This is a genomic window from Thiomonas sp. (assembly GCF_054608695.1).
Genome location: NZ_JBTRXV010000005.1, coordinates 1 through 15,779 on the forward strand (window position 1 = coordinate 1; position 15,779 = coordinate 15,779).

The 15,779-nt window shown below is 67.3% G+C and carries 11 protein-coding genes and 1 pseudogene; 4 read left to right on the forward strand and 8 right to left on the reverse strand.

Annotated features, from left to right (window positions below; all coding sequences use genetic code 11):
- Positions 1-1,208 (forward strand): porin (locus tag ACYCUK_RS03885; RefSeq protein ID WP_461593522.1); only part of this gene is annotated, 1,208 nt, incomplete at its 5' end.
- Between the two features lie 169 nt (positions 1,209-1,377).
- Here ACYCUK_RS03885 and ACYCUK_RS03890 read toward each other — a convergent pair.
- The 6 genes from ACYCUK_RS03890 to ACYCUK_RS03915 all read right to left on the reverse strand — a co-directional run bounded on the left by ACYCUK_RS03890 (position 1,378) and on the right by ACYCUK_RS03915 (position 9,276).
- Positions 1,378-5,376: a DUF3683 domain-containing protein gene (locus tag ACYCUK_RS03890; protein ID WP_461593523.1), complete on the reverse strand. Its 3,999-nt coding sequence runs from the start codon at positions 5,374-5,376 to the stop codon at positions 1,378-1,380.
- A gap of 161 nt (positions 5,377-5,537) precedes the next feature.
- The gene (locus ACYCUK_RS03895; RefSeq protein ID WP_461593524.1) at positions 5,538-6,098 is read right to left on the reverse strand and encodes a TlpA disulfide reductase family protein; all 561 of its coding nucleotides are present in this window, start codon (positions 6,096-6,098) and stop codon (positions 5,538-5,540) included.
- On the reverse strand, positions 6,076-6,645 hold the full coding sequence (locus tag ACYCUK_RS03900) for a copper chaperone PCu(A)C (protein WP_461593525.1): 570 nt from the start codon (positions 6,643-6,645) through the stop codon (positions 6,076-6,078). The genes ACYCUK_RS03895 and ACYCUK_RS03900 overlap by 23 nt, the downstream gene beginning before the upstream one ends.
- Before the next feature lie 97 nt (positions 6,646-6,742).
- On the reverse strand, positions 6,743-7,801 hold the full coding sequence (locus ACYCUK_RS03905; protein WP_461593526.1) for a transporter: 1,059 nt from the start codon (positions 7,799-7,801) through the stop codon (positions 6,743-6,745).
- A gap of 117 nt (positions 7,802-7,918) precedes the next feature.
- Complete coding sequence (locus ACYCUK_RS03910) at positions 7,919-8,404, reverse strand: hypothetical protein (RefSeq protein WP_461593527.1); 486 nt, start codon at positions 8,402-8,404, stop codon at positions 7,919-7,921.
- A 110-nt stretch (positions 8,405-8,514) separates the two neighbouring features.
- Positions 8,515-9,276, reverse strand: a complete 762-nt coding sequence (locus ACYCUK_RS03915; protein ID WP_461593528.1) for a class I SAM-dependent methyltransferase — start codon at positions 9,274-9,276, stop codon at positions 8,515-8,517.
- Positions 9,277-9,421: 145 nt separating this feature from the next.
- Here ACYCUK_RS03915 and ACYCUK_RS03920 point away from each other — a divergent pair, with 145 nt between their 5' ends.
- Together ACYCUK_RS03920 and ACYCUK_RS03925 are read left to right on the forward strand one after the other, a co-directional pair.
- A complete protein-coding gene (locus ACYCUK_RS03920; protein ID WP_461593529.1) occupies positions 9,422-10,237 on the forward strand; it encodes a helix-turn-helix transcriptional regulator in 816 nt (271 codons plus the stop codon).
- Between the two features lie 38 nt (positions 10,238-10,275).
- Positions 10,276-11,346 (forward strand): homocysteine S-methyltransferase family protein, encoded by a 1,071-nt coding sequence (locus ACYCUK_RS03925; RefSeq protein WP_461593530.1) that lies wholly within the window; start codon positions 10,276-10,278, stop codon positions 11,344-11,346.
- A 392-nt stretch (positions 11,347-11,738) separates the two neighbouring features.
- Here ACYCUK_RS03925 and ACYCUK_RS03930 read toward each other — a convergent pair.
- Positions 11,739-12,113, reverse strand: a pseudogene (locus tag ACYCUK_RS03930) (PAS domain-containing protein); the annotation flags it as partial.
- Between the two features lie 80 nt (positions 12,114-12,193).
- Positions 12,194-12,790: a cyclic nucleotide-binding domain-containing protein gene (locus tag ACYCUK_RS03935; protein ID WP_461593531.1), complete on the reverse strand. Its 597-nt coding sequence runs from the start codon at positions 12,788-12,790 to the stop codon at positions 12,194-12,196.
- A gap of 90 nt (positions 12,791-12,880) precedes the next feature.
- Here ACYCUK_RS03935 and metH point away from each other — a divergent pair, with 90 nt between their 5' ends.
- Complete coding sequence (metH, locus tag ACYCUK_RS03940) at positions 12,881-15,628, forward strand: methionine synthase (protein ID WP_461593532.1); 2,748 nt, start codon at positions 12,881-12,883, stop codon at positions 15,626-15,628.
- Positions 15,629-15,779 lie beyond the last annotated feature (151 nt).

The window sequence follows — 15,779 nt, forward strand, 5'->3', positions numbered from 1 at the left end:
CGGCCGGCACCGAGCCCAAGCCGGCTTGCTACGCAGCGGTAGGCAGCATCGCGGCAAACCGTTTTATCCAACAATCTTCTGGAGATGCATCTATGAAAAAATCACTACTCGCCCTGGCAGTTCTGGGCGCATTCTCGGGCGCAGCTTTCGCCCAAAGCAGCGTGCAGCTGTACGGCATCATCGACCTGGGCGTGGCCCACTACAGCAACGGTAATAGCAGCGTCACCAAGCTGGGCACCGGGATTCAGGCCGGCTCACGTATTGGCATCAAGGGCACGGAAGACCTGGGCGGTGGTCTGTCGGCGTTCTTCGACGCTGAAACCGGCTTCTGCGCCAACGGCGGCACGTACGCCAGCGCGCCGGGTAACGTCGGCTTTTGCACCGGCGGTAATCTTGGTTATGGTGGCGGCGGCGGCTTCATGCAGCGTCAAGCCTTCGCCGGCTTGAAGGGTAATTTCGGTGCCGTGTCCTTCGGCCGCCAATACACCCTGACCTTCCTGGACCAAGCCAATATCGACCCGTTCGGTTACGGCATGACCGGCACCATCAGCAACATCGGCTTGATCGGTGCTCCGGCTCGCGCCAGCCAGTCGATCATTTATCAATCGCCGAATTTCAGCGGTTTCAATGTCGCCGGCCTGTATGTGTTTGGTGATGGCATGTCGTCTGGTGGTGCGCTGACGCCGCCTGCCGGCTCGACCTACAACACGACTGGCCAATATAACCTGCACGGCGGATACAACAACGGCCCGATCATGGTCGGCGTGGACTACCTGCGCGAAAATTGGTACAATGGTAATGCGGCCGCAAAGCACACCATGATCGTTGGCAGCTATGACTTCGGCGTGGCCAAGCTGGCGGGCATGTATGCCCAAAACCAACAGGGCACTGTTGCTGGTACAAGCGGCGACAAGCTGGACGTCTGGATGCTGGGCGCGACCGTGCCCGTGGGTCCTGGCTCCATCCTGGCTTCCTACACGGCGGAGAAAGACAAGACCACGGCAGGTCTGGGTGCCAAGCAGTACGCGATCGGCTACACCTATTCGCTGTCGAAGCGCACCAACCTGTACACCTCGTATGCGCACATTTCGAACGATACGGGCGCTGCCTTCACCGTGCAAGATGCGACTGGCAACAACGACGCACTAGTTGCCGGTACGGGCTTCACCTCCAGCGGCTTCGCCCTGGGCATCCGTCACCAGTTCTGATCAGCGCAAGCTGCTTCGTCTGTGATTTTGAAAGCCGCCTTCGGGCGGCTTTTTTTTCGCCCCTGCGATCCAAAATAGAAAAAAGGTTTTGCCTGTTTTGGCTTGACGCCGCCGGGACTGGCTGCGAGATCGCACGGCCCTCTCGAAGAGGGCCCCATCGGACGCGCCGCTACACCAGCACCCGCTCGATGCCACCCGCATTGGCCGCTTGCACATACTTCGGCATCCAGTCTTCGCCGAGGATGTGGCGGACCATCTCGATCACGATGTAGTCCGCCTCCAGCAGGCCGCTTTGCAGGTCGTCGCGGTAGCGCGACAGGCCTTGCAGGCAACTCGGGCAGGAGGTGAGGATCTTGATGTCGCCGCTGTGGCCCTGCGCCCGCAGCGCGGCCTCGTCGGCGCGCAGCTCCTCTTCCTTGCGAAAGCGCACCTGGGTGGAGATGTCGGGCCGGCTCACCCCCAGGGTGCCGCTCTCGCCGCAGCAGCGCTCGCTCTTGCGCACGCCGTCGCCCAGCAGGGCTTTCACCGTTTTCATCGGCTCCTGCTGTTTCATCGGGCTGTGGCAGGGGTCGTGGTAGAGGTAGGCGGTGCCGCTGGCGGGCAGGGCCACGCCCTTTTCGAGCAGGAATTCGTGGATGTCGACGATGCGGCAACCGGGAAAAATCTTGTCGAAGTCATAGCCCTGCAACTGGTCGAAGCAGGTACCGCAGCTCACCACCACGGTCTTGATGTCGAGGTAGTTCAGCGTGTTGGCCACGCGGTGGAACAGCACCCGGTTGTCGGTGATGATCTTCTCGGCCTTGTCGAACTGACCCGCGCCGCGCTGGGGGTAGCCGCAGCACAGATAGCCCGGCGGCAGCACGGTCTGCACCCCCACCTGCCACAGCATGGCCTGGGTGGCCAGGCCCACCTGTGAAAAAAGGCGCTCGGAGCCGCAGCCGGGGAAATAGAACACCGCTTCGCTGTCCACCGTGGTGGTGGCCGGGTTGCGGATGATGGGGACGAAGTCCTTGTCCTCGATGTCGAGCAGGGCACGCACGGTTTTCTTCGGCAGCCCGCCCGGCATGGGTTTGTTGATGAAGTGAATGACCTGCTCGCGCAGCGGCGATTTGCCGGTGGTGGCGGGCGGCGCGGCGGTCTGCCTTTTCGCCGGGCCGCGCAGCAATTTCACCGCCGCGTTCTGCGCCTTGAAGCCCCATTGCATCAAGCCGGTTCGCACCGTCTTGATGGTGCGCGGGTCGGTGGCGTTGAGGAAGAACATGGCGGCGCTGCTGCCGGGGTTGAAGCTCTTCTTGCCCATCTTGCGCAGCAGGTTGCGCATGTTCATCGACACGTCGCCGAAGTCGATGTCCACGGGGCAAGGTGTGAGGCATTTGTGGCAGACGGTGCAGTGGTCGGCCACGTCCTCGAACTCTTCCCAGTGGTGGATGCTGATGCCGCGCCGGGTTTGCTCTTCGTACAAAAACGCTTCGACCAGCAGCGAGGTGGCGAGGATTTTGTTGCGTGGCGAATAGAGCAGGTTGGCGCGCGGCACATGGGTGGCGCACACCGGCTTGCACTTGCCGCAGCGCAGGCAGTCTTTGATCGAGTCGGAAATCGCGCCGATGTCGCTTTGCTGCATGATCAGCGACTCGTGCCCCATGAGCCCGAAGCTCGGCGTGTAGGCGTTGGTCAGGTCGGCGGGCAGCTTGGGATCGCGCAGCAGCTTGCCCTTGTTGAAGCGGCCTTCGGGGTCGACGCGCAGCTTGTAGTCGCGGAACGGGCCGATCTCGGCCTCGGTCAAGAACTCCAGCTTGGTGATGCCGATGCCATGCTCGCCGGAAATCACGCCGTCCAGATTGCGCGCCAGCGCCATGATGCGCGCCACCGCAGCTTGCGCGGCTTGCAGCATGGCGTAATCGTCCGAGTTCACCGGGATGTTGGTGTGCACGTTGCCGTCGCCGGCGTGCATGTGCAGCGCCGCCCAGACGCGGCCCTTGAGCACGCGCTTGTGGATGGCGTCGAGCTCGCGGCGCAGCGGCTCGAAGGCGCCGCCGGCGAACAGCGCGTGCAGCGGCCGGCGTATGTCCGCCTTCCACGACACCCGCAGGCTGTGGTCCTGCAGCAGATGAAAGAGCTGCGCCCGCGGCTGGCGGTGCAGCATCTGCATCGCTGCGGTTTCGGCCGGGGGCAGCCCGAGTGCGGCGAAGTGCGACAGGGCCTGCGACAGCGGCGCATCCAGCGCCTGCAGCAGGAAGCTCCAGCGGGCGTGCACGCCGCCCAGCAGCTCCAGCGCCTGTTCGCGCGCGGCCTCCAGCTCGTCGGCCGCGACCGGGGCCTCGCCCTCGCTCAGCTCCTCGTTCTTCGCCAGCGGCAGGCGTCCGCGCAGGAAGCGGTCCAGCTCGGCGGCGAGCTGCAGCTTGTTCGTCAGCGAGAGTTCGATATTGATGCGCTCGATGCCGTCGACATACTCGCCCATGCGCGGCAGCGGAATCACCACGTCTTCATTGATCTTGAAGGCGTTGGTGTGGCGGGCGATGGCGGCGGTGCGCTTGCGGTCGAGCCAGAATTTCTTGCGCGCCTCGGCACTGACGGCGACGAAGCCTTCGCCGACGCGGGCATTGGCCATGCGCACCACCTCGGCCGTGGCGCGGGCCACGGCGGCGGCGTCCTCACCCACGATGTCGCCGAACAGCACCATTTTCGGGAAGGCGCCTCGCTTGCTCTTGGGCGCATAGCCCACGGCTCTCAGATAGCGCTCGTCCAGATGTTCCAAGCCGGCGAGGATGGCGCCGCCGGGGCGGTTCTCCAGGAAGTTCTTGATCTCGACGATGCTGGGAATGGCCTCGCGCGCCTGGCCGAAGAACTCCAGGCAGAAGGTGCGCACTTGCGGCGGCATGCGGTGCAGCACCCAGCGCGCGCTGGTGATGAGCCCGTCGCAGCCTTCCTTCTGGATGCCGGGCAGGCCGGCGAGGAATTTGTCGGTCACGTCCTTGCCGAGGCCGGCCTTGCGAAAGCGCGCGCCTTCGATTTCCAGCACTTCGCTGCTCAGCAGCGTGCGCATGTCGGCGGCGAAGGTCTCCACCTGGAAGCGCGCCAGTTCGACGTCGTGAATCTTGCCCAGGTTGTGGTCCAGGCGCGTGACCTCGACCCAGCGGCCTTGCGGGTCCACCAGGCGCCACCAGGCGAGGTTGTCGATGGCGGTGCCCCACAGCACGGCCTTCTTGCCGCCGGCGTTCATGGCGATATTGCCGCCAATGCAGGAGGCGTCGGCGGAGGTGGGGTCGACCGCGAACACCAGGCCGGCGCGGTCGGCGGCGTCGGTCACGCGCTGCGTCACCACCCCGGCGCCGCTGCGGATGGTGGCCACGGGCTCGGCCAAGCCGGGCAGTGCGATGTGCTCCACCGCGCCCAGGTCTTCCAGCTTCTCGGTGTTGATGACGGCGCTGTTCCACACCAGCGGCACCGCGCCGCCGGTGTAGCCGGTGCCGCCGCCGCGCGGCACGATGGTCAGGCCCAGCGATACGCAGGCCTGCACCAGCGGCGCCATCTCGGCCTCGGTGTCGGGGCAGAGCACGACGAAGGGCACTTCGACGCGCCAGTCGGTGGCGTCGGTCATGTGCGAGACGCGCGCCAGACCGTCGAAGCGGATGTTGTCGCGCCGGGTGTGGCGCGTCAGCTCGCGCAGCGCCCGCTTGCGCAGCGCCGCGACCGCGTCGAACCAGGCGGCGAACGCGCCCACGGTGGCGCGGGCGCGCTCCAGCAGTTGCAGCACCAGGGCGTCGCGCGCGCTGGCGTGCGCGTCCTGCGTGTCGGTGCCGTGCCTGCGCTTGTCGATTTCGCGCAGGCGGTGCCAAAGGGCGTCGATCAGCGCACGCCGGCGCTTGCCCGAATGCAGCAGGTCGTCCTGCAGGTAGGGATTGCGCTTGAGCACCCAGATATCGCCCAGCACCTCGTACAGCATGCGCGCGCTGCGCCCGGTGCGGCGCTCCTGGCGCAATTGGTCGAGCCAGCCCCAGGCTTCGGCGCCGAGCAGGCGGATGACGATCTCGCGGTCGGAAAACGAGGTGTAGTTGTAGGGAATCTCGCGCAGGCGCGCCGGGGCGTCCGCCAGCGACAGGGCCGCGGCAGGCGCGGCGTCGGGGGTTGGCGCGGGAACTTCGAGCGGCGGAATTTGAGGGGCGTTCATGGCGGGCACCGAAACCGGCATTGTAGAAACTGGGGTTTCTCCTGGGGCGCGAGGGGCTGTCAGGCGCAGCGATGCTCGCCGCCGCGTCGAGGCGCGGTCGGGGTTGCCGGTGCGGCGTCATGACGCGCGGCCGGACGGCGCACGCGGCGGGCTTGACCAGCCTAGGTCGCGCGCGACAGCAACGGGGTGACGACCTGGCGGAGTCGTGCCTCGGTCCAGGCCGGCTGGTCGTCGTCCCAGCCGTTGTCGGCGAGCTTGCCGGCACGGTCGATGGTGAAACTCACCGGAATGCGCCAGACGCGGCCATAGCCTCCCGCGTAGGCGCTGCCCAGCAGGCCGACGGGAAAGCTCAGCGTGGCGGCCACGTCCCGCACCTTGGGCAGGTCGGCCGGCGCGTCCAGGCTGAAGCCCAGCACCTGCAGGCCCTGCGCGGCGTGCCGCTTTGCATAAGCGGAGAGGATGGGCAGCTCCTCGCGGCAGGGGTCGCACCAGGTGGCCCAGAACGTCACGATCACCACCTGGCCGAGCAGGTCCCGCGTGGCGATGTTGCGTCCGTCCAGCGCGTGCAGCACCAGGGGCGGTGCCGGTTGCCCGAGTTTGAGCGCGTCTGCCCGGGCCAGCGGCGCGAGCAGGCCGCCCGCCGCGGCTAGCCCGAAACCGGCCGCGCGGCGCAGCAGGGCCCGGCGGGCGGGGACGTGGTCAGTGTTGGCCGTGCATGTCATGTTGTCCGCTCATATCCATGCCTTTCATGCCGCCCATGTCCATGCCCTTCATGGTGCCAGGACCGCTGGCGCCGGGCTTGCGCACCTCGAAGTCCACGGTCAGCATCTTGCCGCCTTCGAACTGGAAGGTGATGGGCACCTTGTCGCCGGGCTTGACCTCCTTCTTCGGCTGCATCAGCATGATGTGGTAGCCGCCGGGCGAGAAGGCCATGTGGCCGTGCGCGGGGATGGTGATCTTGTCGACGTGGATCATCTCGCTCACGCCGCCTTTGCTGACGGTCTGGTGCAGCATGGTGTTGCCGTAGTCCGGGCTTTCGGCGCCCACCAGCACCGCAGGCTTGTCGCCGGTGTTGCTGAGTTGGACATAGCCGCCTGCCGGCAGATTGGCAGGCAGCCAGCGGATCCAGGCGCCCTTGGCCTGTACGGTGGGCGCGCCCACGGCGAAGGCCGGCGCGATAGTCACGGCCGCCACGGCGACGCAGGAAGCCAGCAGGGCGCGGCGCGCGATGCCGTGGGACTTGTGGTGTGGGGTAGGCATGCTGCTCATCTCAACTCTCCTTCAGGATCGAAACAACAAAGCGGGCGCGGCGGCCCGCGGAAATGCCACCGTGCGCAAGGGGGCGTTCTCCTGCGCACGGCGGGCATCAAAATGCGTAACTCACGCCCGCGCTGGCGGTCCATTTCGGGAACACCTGGTAGCCGTCGAGCTTGCTGTAGACCGGCAGCTGGACGAAACCATACAGCTGCATGTTCCGCATCAAGCTCACGCTCACGCCGGGGCTGAGATAGGCCACAGTGCCGGCGGTGTCCAAAGTATCGGCCAGCGCGCCCTGGTCATGGCTCTTGCGGCTGATGTTGACCTGCAGCTGCGGCACGATGGTCGGGTCTTTCTCGTAGCGCAGCCCAAAGCTCACCGTGGCCAGATTGCCGGGGCGATAGTCTTCGCCGGGTTGGTCGAGCTTGTGCAGCATCGCGGCCTGGAATTGGCCGTTGACGAAAGCATCGAAGTTCTGGCTCACCGCCTGGTAGTAGTAGGCGCCGACGATGAGGTCGGTGCTGCCGGTGCCGGGTTGCAGGCTGGTGTCGAGCCACTGCCCGGCGCTCGGTCCGCTGGAGAAGGCCACGGGGCTGTTGCCCACCACCCCGGTGCCGGCCGCGTTCGGTCCGCCATAGCGTCCCGTGGGCAGTTTCACGCCCAGCTGCAGACCCAGGGCGTGGGTCGGCAGCAAGCCCTGCCAGCTGCCGATGAGCTTGACGTCGCCCAGGCTGGAGCTGTGCGAGCCGCTGAGATTGGCCGCGTTCAGCTGCGCGCTGTCGAACGGCGCCGAGGTCGTGTCGGTGTAGCTGGTGTGGCTGCGGTCGACGTAGGGAATCTGCAGGTTGATGTTCCAGTCCGCGTTGGGGCTGTAGCTCAGGCCCAGGGTCGTGTAGCGGTTGATGGTGTCGTGCTCCAGCTCGCCGGTGGTCGGGGCGTTCACCACCTGGGCCGGCGAAACCGTGCTCGTGCCGCCGCGAAGCTGGTTCTGGTTGATGTAGTCGTACTGCAGGCTGATGCGCCAGCCGGAGGCGGCCGAATAGCCCATGGCCGCGTCGCTGGACAGCGAGCAGCCGCAGGTGGCGCAGGCGAAGGCCGACACCGGGGCGGCGGCCAGGAACAAGCCGGCCAGCGCGGCGCGCGGCAGGCGGACAAAAAGGTGTTGCATCGATGGACTCCCGCGCTTTGCGCACCGTGCCTTCGGGAGCATGGCCCGGAGGGATGGCGTGCGCAAAGCGCCGCAGGAAAGAAACCGGCATGGCCCACGGGGCCCTGCCACGGTCGATCAGGCTGCGGTGTTTTCTGCGGGAGGTGCGCGGGTCTGCGGCCGCGAGTAGGCCAGCGCGGCGGGTTTGGGGGCGTCTTGCCGGGGTGCGGTGCAGGCCGCGCAAGGTGTGATGGCGGGCAGGAAGGCGGCGCCGGCCGGCAAAGCCGCTTGCGGACCGGAGCCTGCCGGGCAGGCGTTGGGCGTGAACAGCACCAGCAGGTGCGCATGCGCAGGGGTGTGGCCCTGCACCGGGCTTTGTCCGGCAGCTTCCGGGGCGAGTCCGCTGGCTTCGGCCACGCCCCGCAGGGCTGATTCGTGCTGGGTGGCGTGTGCCCGTTGCGCCGAGGCCGCGCTCACAGCGCCTGCGCAATACGGCATCTCCACCCATTGCGCCTGGGGCTGCAGCGCCTGCGCCAGCGGCATGGCCGCATGGGCCAGCACCAGCAACCAGACCAGGCTGGCTTGGCGGCGAGCCCACAGACGCAGGCGGGGCAGGAAGGGCATGGATGTCAGGGGCATGCGAGGCAAGCGGGCAATCTTAGTCCCGCCGTGCGGAGCGGGGCTGATTTTGCGTCTGGGCAAAAATGCCAGGCCCGCTCCCGCGCCACATTGCGTCAAGCCACAGGCCGCGTCTGCAGCCAGGCCACATCCAGGCGGAACGAGCCGTCGGGCTTCACGTCGAAGTGCTGCCGGGCCTCCTGCGCTGCGTGGGCGAGCACGTCGCGTACCGCGTCGGCGCGCAGCGCCGGGGTGCGCATGCGGGCGGTCCAGGAGGCGAACTCCATCGGCAAGGTCCAGCTGTCCGATGCGGGCGCCGCGAAGCCGGCGGCCTGCAGCATGGCGCTCCATTCAGACACCCGGTAGTCGCGTATATGCGAGGCGTCGCGCAGGATTTCCACGGTCTGCAGCACGGTATCGAACAAGGGGTTTTCGGGGGCGACCGCATCGATCACCACCAGCGTGCCGTCCGCCTTCAGCACGCGTCGCGCCTCGGCCAGAGCCGTTTTCACGTCCAGCCAGTGGTGCGCCGAGAAGCGCGTGGCCACGAGATCGAACGTGGCGTCCGCGAAGGGCAGGCATTCAGCCGGCCCTTGCTGGGTGCGCAGGTTTTCAAGGCCGCGCTGACGTGCCTCGGCGGCCACCACGTCGAGCATGGCCTGGGAGATGTCATAGGCCGTCACGCGTGCGCCGCCCTCGGCCAGCGCATAGCTGGCGTGACCGGCGCCGCAGCCCAGGTCGAGTGCATCTTGGCAGCCCAGTTCGCGCGCCAGGCGGCCCAGGCGCTGCAAGTCAGCGCCTTGCAAGTGCACGCAGCTGGTGAGGTAGGACTGGGCGGTGGCGCCGAACTGCGCGGCGGCGAGGTTTTGCTGTTTCATGGCGTTTTGCGTGGTTGAGGGGAGAGATGTGGCGCAGCATCGCGTCCACTGGGATGAACATAGTTCTGCTTCCATCCTGGTACAAGATAAGAAAATATCCTGGTATAAAAGATGCCAGCGCTACCGCCGCAAGATTCGAACACCCATGTCCAGCCCCGAGCTACAGACCGCCGATGCCGCGCCCGCGCTGCGGCGCGAACACCTCGGCGCCTTCATCCGCCTGCACCGCCAACGTCTGCAGCCGCAGTCTGCCGGCATCGCACCCACCGCGCGCCGGCGCACGCCCGGCTTGCGCCGCGAGGAGCTGGCCCAGCTATGTGGGGTGAGCGCCGCCTGGATCACCTGGCTCGAACAGGGGCGGCCGGTGGCCGCGTCCGCCGCCATGCTCGCCCGGCTTGCGCAGGCGCTGCAGTTGTCCGGGGCCGAGCGGGTCTATCTGTTCGAACTCGCCGGGCGACTGGACCACGCAGCACCCGGCGAGAAGCCTCGCCCCGTGGATGCCGTGCTGCGCAGCGTGCGGCACATGACCTGCCCCGCCTATGTGCTCGACCGCCGCTGGGATGTCGCCGCCAGCAATCCGCAGGCTGCCGAGCTTTTCCTCGATTGGGGCGCGGCGGGGGCGCCGCAGCCACCCAACCTGCTGCGTTTTCTGTTTCTCGATCCCGCCGCGCGCAAGCTGATCCACGATTGGGACGCCCGCAGCCATCGCCTGGTGGCCGAATTCCGCGCCGACTGCGGCTTGCAGATCGACACGCCGCCCTTGCGCGAACAAGTGGATGCGCTGGCCGCCGAAAGCGTCGACTTTGCCCGCTGCTGGCAGCGCCACGATGTGCTCGCGCGCGAAGGCGGCGAACGCCGCTTCCACCATCCCCGGCTCGGCGAGCTGGTGTTCGAGCAGATCACCCTGCGCCCCGCCCTGCATGGCGACCTCAAGCTCGTGATGCTGCTGCCGCAGTCCTGAGCGCGCCGCATGAATCCATCCCCTCCTAGAATCCGCGCATGACCTCCGCCACCCCAGCACAGCCCCAGCCCGCCTACACGCGCGGCGCGCAACTGCCGGCGCTGTTGCGCCAGCGCATCCTCATTCTCGACGGCGCCATGGGCACCATGATCCAGCGCTTCAAGCTCAACGAGGCGCAGTACCGCAGCGAACGTTTCAAAACTTGGCCGAAGGACGTCAAGGGCAACAACGAGCTGCTCAACCTCACCCAGCCGCAGATCATCCGCGACATCCACGATGGCTATTTCCAGGCCGGCGCCGACATCGTCGAGACCAACACCTTCGGCGCCACCACCATCGCGCAGGACGATTACGCCATGGCCGGACTGGCCGACGAGATGAACCGCGCCGCCGCGCGCATCGCCCGCGCCAGCGCTGACGCGCACAGCACGCCGGCCAAGCCGCGCTTCGTCGCCGGCGCTTTCGGCCCCACGCCCAAGACCGCCAGCATCAGCCCCGACGTGAACGACCCCGGTGCGCGCAACATCACCTTCGAGCAATTGCGCGCGGCCTACTACGAGCAAGCGAAGGCGCTGGGCGAGGAAGGGGTGGACCTGTTCCTGGTGGAAACCATTTTCGACACCTTGAATGCCAAGGCGGCGCTGTTCGCCATCGACGAGTGGTTCGAGGCCAGCGGCGAGCGCCTGCCGCTGGTCATCAGCGGCACCGTGACCGACGCCTCCGGGCGCATCCTGTCCGGCCAGACCGTGCCCGCGTTCTGGGCCAGCGTGCGCCACGCCCAGCCCCTGGCCGTGGGGCTGAACTGCGCCCTGGGCGCCGCGCTGATGCGGCCGTATCTGCAGGAACTGGCGAAAGCTGCCGGGGACACTTTCATTTCCTGCTACCCCAACGCCGGCCTGCCCAACCCGATGAGCGACACCGGCTTCGACGAAACGCCGGACGTGACCTCGCGGCTGCTGCACGAGTTCGCCGCCGAAGGCTTGGTCAACATCGTCGGCGGCTGCTGCGGCACCACGCCCGAGCACATCGCCGCCATCGGCCGCGCGGTCGATCACCAAAAGCCACGGCTGCTGGCTGGGCGCGGTCCGTTCTACCAGCGGGCGGCGTAAGCCGGGCGAATCTGGCGCGGCAGCAGGGCTGAGCTCGCCCGCCGGCCCGCCGTCCTTGCGCAGCTGACTGCGCAGAATGGCGGCAAAGTGCTGCAAGACCAGATCGCCCCTGGCATGCCCGTAGCCATCGTTGATGCGCTTGAAAGGGTCGAGGTCGCAATCAGGACCGTCGCCCTGGCCTGGGGCGAGCTGCGCAGGCGGGCCAGCTCCTGCTCCATGCGCGCCATGAAACTGCGTTGGTTGGGCAGTTGCGTCAGGTCATCGACCGAGGCGGGCAGGCGCAACTGCCGCTCGGCCTCCTTGCGCTCGGTGGTGTCGGTGACGAAGCCGCGCCAGACGGTGCTGCCGTCCTTGCAGCGGATGCGGTGCTCCACGGTGTAGTCGGGCGTGCGCTGCTCGAAATGCGCCTGCATGGCGGCGCGGACCTTGGGCAGGTCGTCGGGATGGATGCGCCCATAGCTGTCCTCGATCCGCGTCGAGAGTTCGTCGGCGTCAAAGCCCAGAATGGCCGTCCAGCCTGGGGAGTCGCGAATGGTTCCAGCCTGGACGTCACGATCCCAAACGCCGGTGCCGCTGCCTCCGATGGCCAGGTCCAGGATGTCGAGGTGTTCGCTGCGCTCCTGTTCGACCCGGGCGACATAGTCGGCGATGCGCGCGCTCCGCCGCAAGCGCCGCGAGCGTGGCCGGGTCGCGCTGCTGCAGGGCTTCGAGCAAGCAGGCCATGATCTCGGCCAGGGGCGCACCCCGGTCCATGCAGGCGAAAACATCGGCGTGGGTGAGGTGCTGCATGGGTGGCATCGAGGCGGTCTGGGACGGCGGCGGTCGCACTGGCGATGCTTGCCGCCGCCTACTGCCGGCGCGCCTTGTTGCGCTTGAGCCCGCCGACGAGGGTGGAGGCGTCGAGCGTGGGATGCATGGCCGCCGTCACTTGCGACAGCGTGGACAGCTTGCTGGACGTGGAGCGCAGGCGCTCGGCCAGGCGCGAGGCGATGCCCAGGGCCAGCTTCGCGGCCACCGGCGGAAATTCGCTGACCAGACGCTCCAGCGCCTCGCGCGTGAGCAGCGCCAGCACCACGTCGGTGTAGGCCACGCAACTGGCGGAGCGCGGCGCGTCGTTCAGAATGCCCATCTCGCCCAACAGCGCGCCAGGCTGGGCGATGGACACGACCAGGCTGTCGGCCTGCTGGTTGGCGCTTTTCTCGACGCTGACCTCACCGTCCAGCAGCAGCATCATGCCGTCGGCGTGGGTGGGGTCGTCCTGGCGGATGAAGACGATGCCGGCCGGCACGAACTGAATGTCCATATACCCGGCGAGGATGCGCGCCTCGGTCTTGCTCAGGCGCAGCCAGGCCGGCATGCGCAGCAGCACGTCGACGATGCGCGGCGTCCAGTCGCGCAGGGTGGGCGAGGCGCGCGACGCGGGTGGGCGGCGAAACAAGGGCATGGAGCGTTGCCTAGAATCTTCTGGTTTTGGGAATCGCTCTACATTCTCGCACCGCGTCAAGCAGCGCGGGTTTCCCCAGACACCAGATCCATGACCGCGCCCGCAGACACCGCCTCCTTCGACACCACCACACCTCCACCGCTGATGCTGTCGGGCCTGGAGCCGCTCGTCGTTGGGCCGGGTTCGCTGTTCGTCAACATCGGCGAGCGCACCAACGTCACCGGCTCCAAGGCCTTCGCCCGCATGATTCTGGCCGGCGAGTTCGACAAGGCGCTGGCCGTGGCGCGTCAGCAGGTGGAGAACGGCGCGCAGGTGGTGGACGTGAACATGGACGAGGCCATGCTCGACAGCCAGGCGGCGATGGTGCGCTTCCTCAACCTGATGGCCTCCGAGCCCGACATCGCCCGCGTGCCGCTGATGATCGACAGCTCGAAGTGGAGCGTGATCGAAGCCGGCTTGCGCTGCGTGCAGGGCAAGGCCATCGTCAACTCCATCTCGATGAAGGAAGGCGAGGCCGAGTTCCGCCGCCAGGCGCGGCTGGTGCGGCGCTACGGCGCCGCCGCCGTGGTCATGGCCTTCGACGAGAAGGGACAGGCCGACACCTTCCGGCGCAAGATCGAGATCTGCGAGCGGGCTTACCGCATCCTGGTGGACGAGGTGGGTTTCCCGCCCGAGGACATCATCTTCGACCCCAACATCTTCGCCATCGCCACCGGCATCGAGGAACACAACCATTACGCGGTGGACTTCATCGACGCCACGGCCTGGATCAAGAAGAATCTACCCGGCGCCAAGGTCTCGGGCGGGGTGAGTAATGTGTCGTTCAGCTTCCGTGGCAACGACGGCGTGCGCGAGGCCATCCACACCGTGTTCCTGTATCACGCCATCAAGGCCGGCATGGACATGGGCATCGTCAACGCCGGGCAGATGGGCGTGTACGACGACCTCGACCCCGAGCTGCGCGAACGCGTGGAGGACGTGGTGCTGGACCGCCGCCCCGACGCCGGCGAGCGCCTGGTGGAGATGGCCGAGTCGGTCAAGGGCAAGGTCAAGGACGAGAGCGAGAAAAACGCCTGGCGCGTGCATCCGGTGGAGCAGCGCCTGAGCCATGCGCTGGTGCATGGCATCACCGACTTCATCACCGAAGACACCGAGGAGCTTCGCGCCCGTTTCGCCGCCGAAGGCCGGCGCCCGCTGGCCGTGATCGAAGGCCCGTTGATGGAGGGCATGAACATCGTCGGCGACCTGTTCGGCCAGGGCAAGATGTTCCTGCCGCAGGTGGTGAAGAGCGCGCGGGTGATGAAGCAGGCGGTGGCCCACCTGCTGCCCTACATCGAAGAGGAAAAACGCCTGATCGAGGCGGCTGGCGGCGATGTGAAGTCGCGCGGCAAGATCGTCATCGCCACGGTCAAGGGCGACGTGCACGACATCGGCAAGAACATCGTCACCGTCGTGCTCCAGTGCAACAATTTCGACGTGGTGAACATGGGCGTGATGGTGCCGTGCCAGGAGATTCTGGCGCGCGCCAAGGTGGAAGGGGCCGACGTCATCGGCCTCTCCGGCCTCATCACGCCCAGCCTGGAAGAGATGCAATACGTGGCCGCCGAGATGCAGCGCGACGACTATTTCCGCATGAAGAAGATTCCGCTGCTGATCGGCGGCGCCACCACCAGCCGGGTGCATACGGCGGTGAAGATCGCGCCGCATTACGAAGGCCCGGTGGTCTACGTGCCCGACGCCTCGCGCAGCGTGGGCATCACCCAAAACCTGCTGTCGGAGCAAGCCGGGAGTTTCGTCGCCGAGACGCTGGCCGATTACGACCGCATCCGCACCCAGCATGCCGGCAAGAAGCAAACCCCGCTGGTGACGCTGGCGCAGGCGCGCGCCAACAAGCTCAGGCTGGACTGGTCGCAGGGCTTGCCGCCGGCGCCCAAGTTCATCGGCCGGCGGGTGTTTCGCAATGTCGATCTGCACGAGGTCGCGGCCTTCATCGACTGGGGGCCGTACTTCCAGACCTGGGATCTGGCCGGGCCCTACCCCGCCATCCTGGACGACGTCGTCGTCGGTGAGCAGGCGCGCAAGGTGTTCGCCGACGCCCAGGCCATGCTCAAGCGCATCGTCGACGGTCGTTGGCTGCAGGCACACGCCACCATCGGCCTCTACCCCGCCAACAGCGTGCACGAGGACGACATCGTGCTCTACACCGACGCCAGCCGCACGACTGAGCTGATGACCTGGCATGGCCTGCGCCAGCAGACCGAGCGTCCGGTGGTCGACGGCGTGCTGCGCCCGAACCTGGCGCTGGCCGATTTCATCGCGCCAAGGGGCGCGGGCGAGGACCACATCGGCCTGTTCGCCGTCACTTCCGGCCTGGGCGTGGAGAAGAAAGTGGAGGAATTCATGGCCGAATTCGACGACTACAACGCCATCCTGCTCAAAGCCCTGGCCGACCGCCTGGCCGAGGCCATGGCCGAGTGGCTGCACCTGCGCGTGCGCACCGACTTCTGGGGCTATGCGGCGGGCGAGCAACTCAGCAACGCCCAACTCATCGCCGAGCAATACCGCGGCATCCGCCCCGCCCCCGGCTACCCCGCCTGCCCGGAGCATTCGGTGAAGGAGGCCATGTTCCGCGTGCTCGCTGCCGACGACATCGGCATGAGCCTGACGGAAAGCTGGGCCATGCTGCCGGCCGCCAGCGTCAGCGGTTTCTACCTCGCCCACCCGGAGGCGCGCTACTTCCATGTCGGCCCGGTGGACGAGGACCAGGCTGCCGACTGGGAACGCCGCAGCGGGCGCAAGTTGCAGGCGGTGCAAAGGGCGTCCGACCGGCTGGTGTGAGCGGCCCCGTGCCGCCTGCAGGGAGGGCGCTGGAAGGCCTCGCCATGCCCGCAGCGGTTTGGCACACGCGCCGCAACCGCTGCGGCGGGAACGGTCGCTTGGTGAAATCGGCCGTCACCCGGCCGCTGCCAGCCGGTTTTCCCAGTCCCTG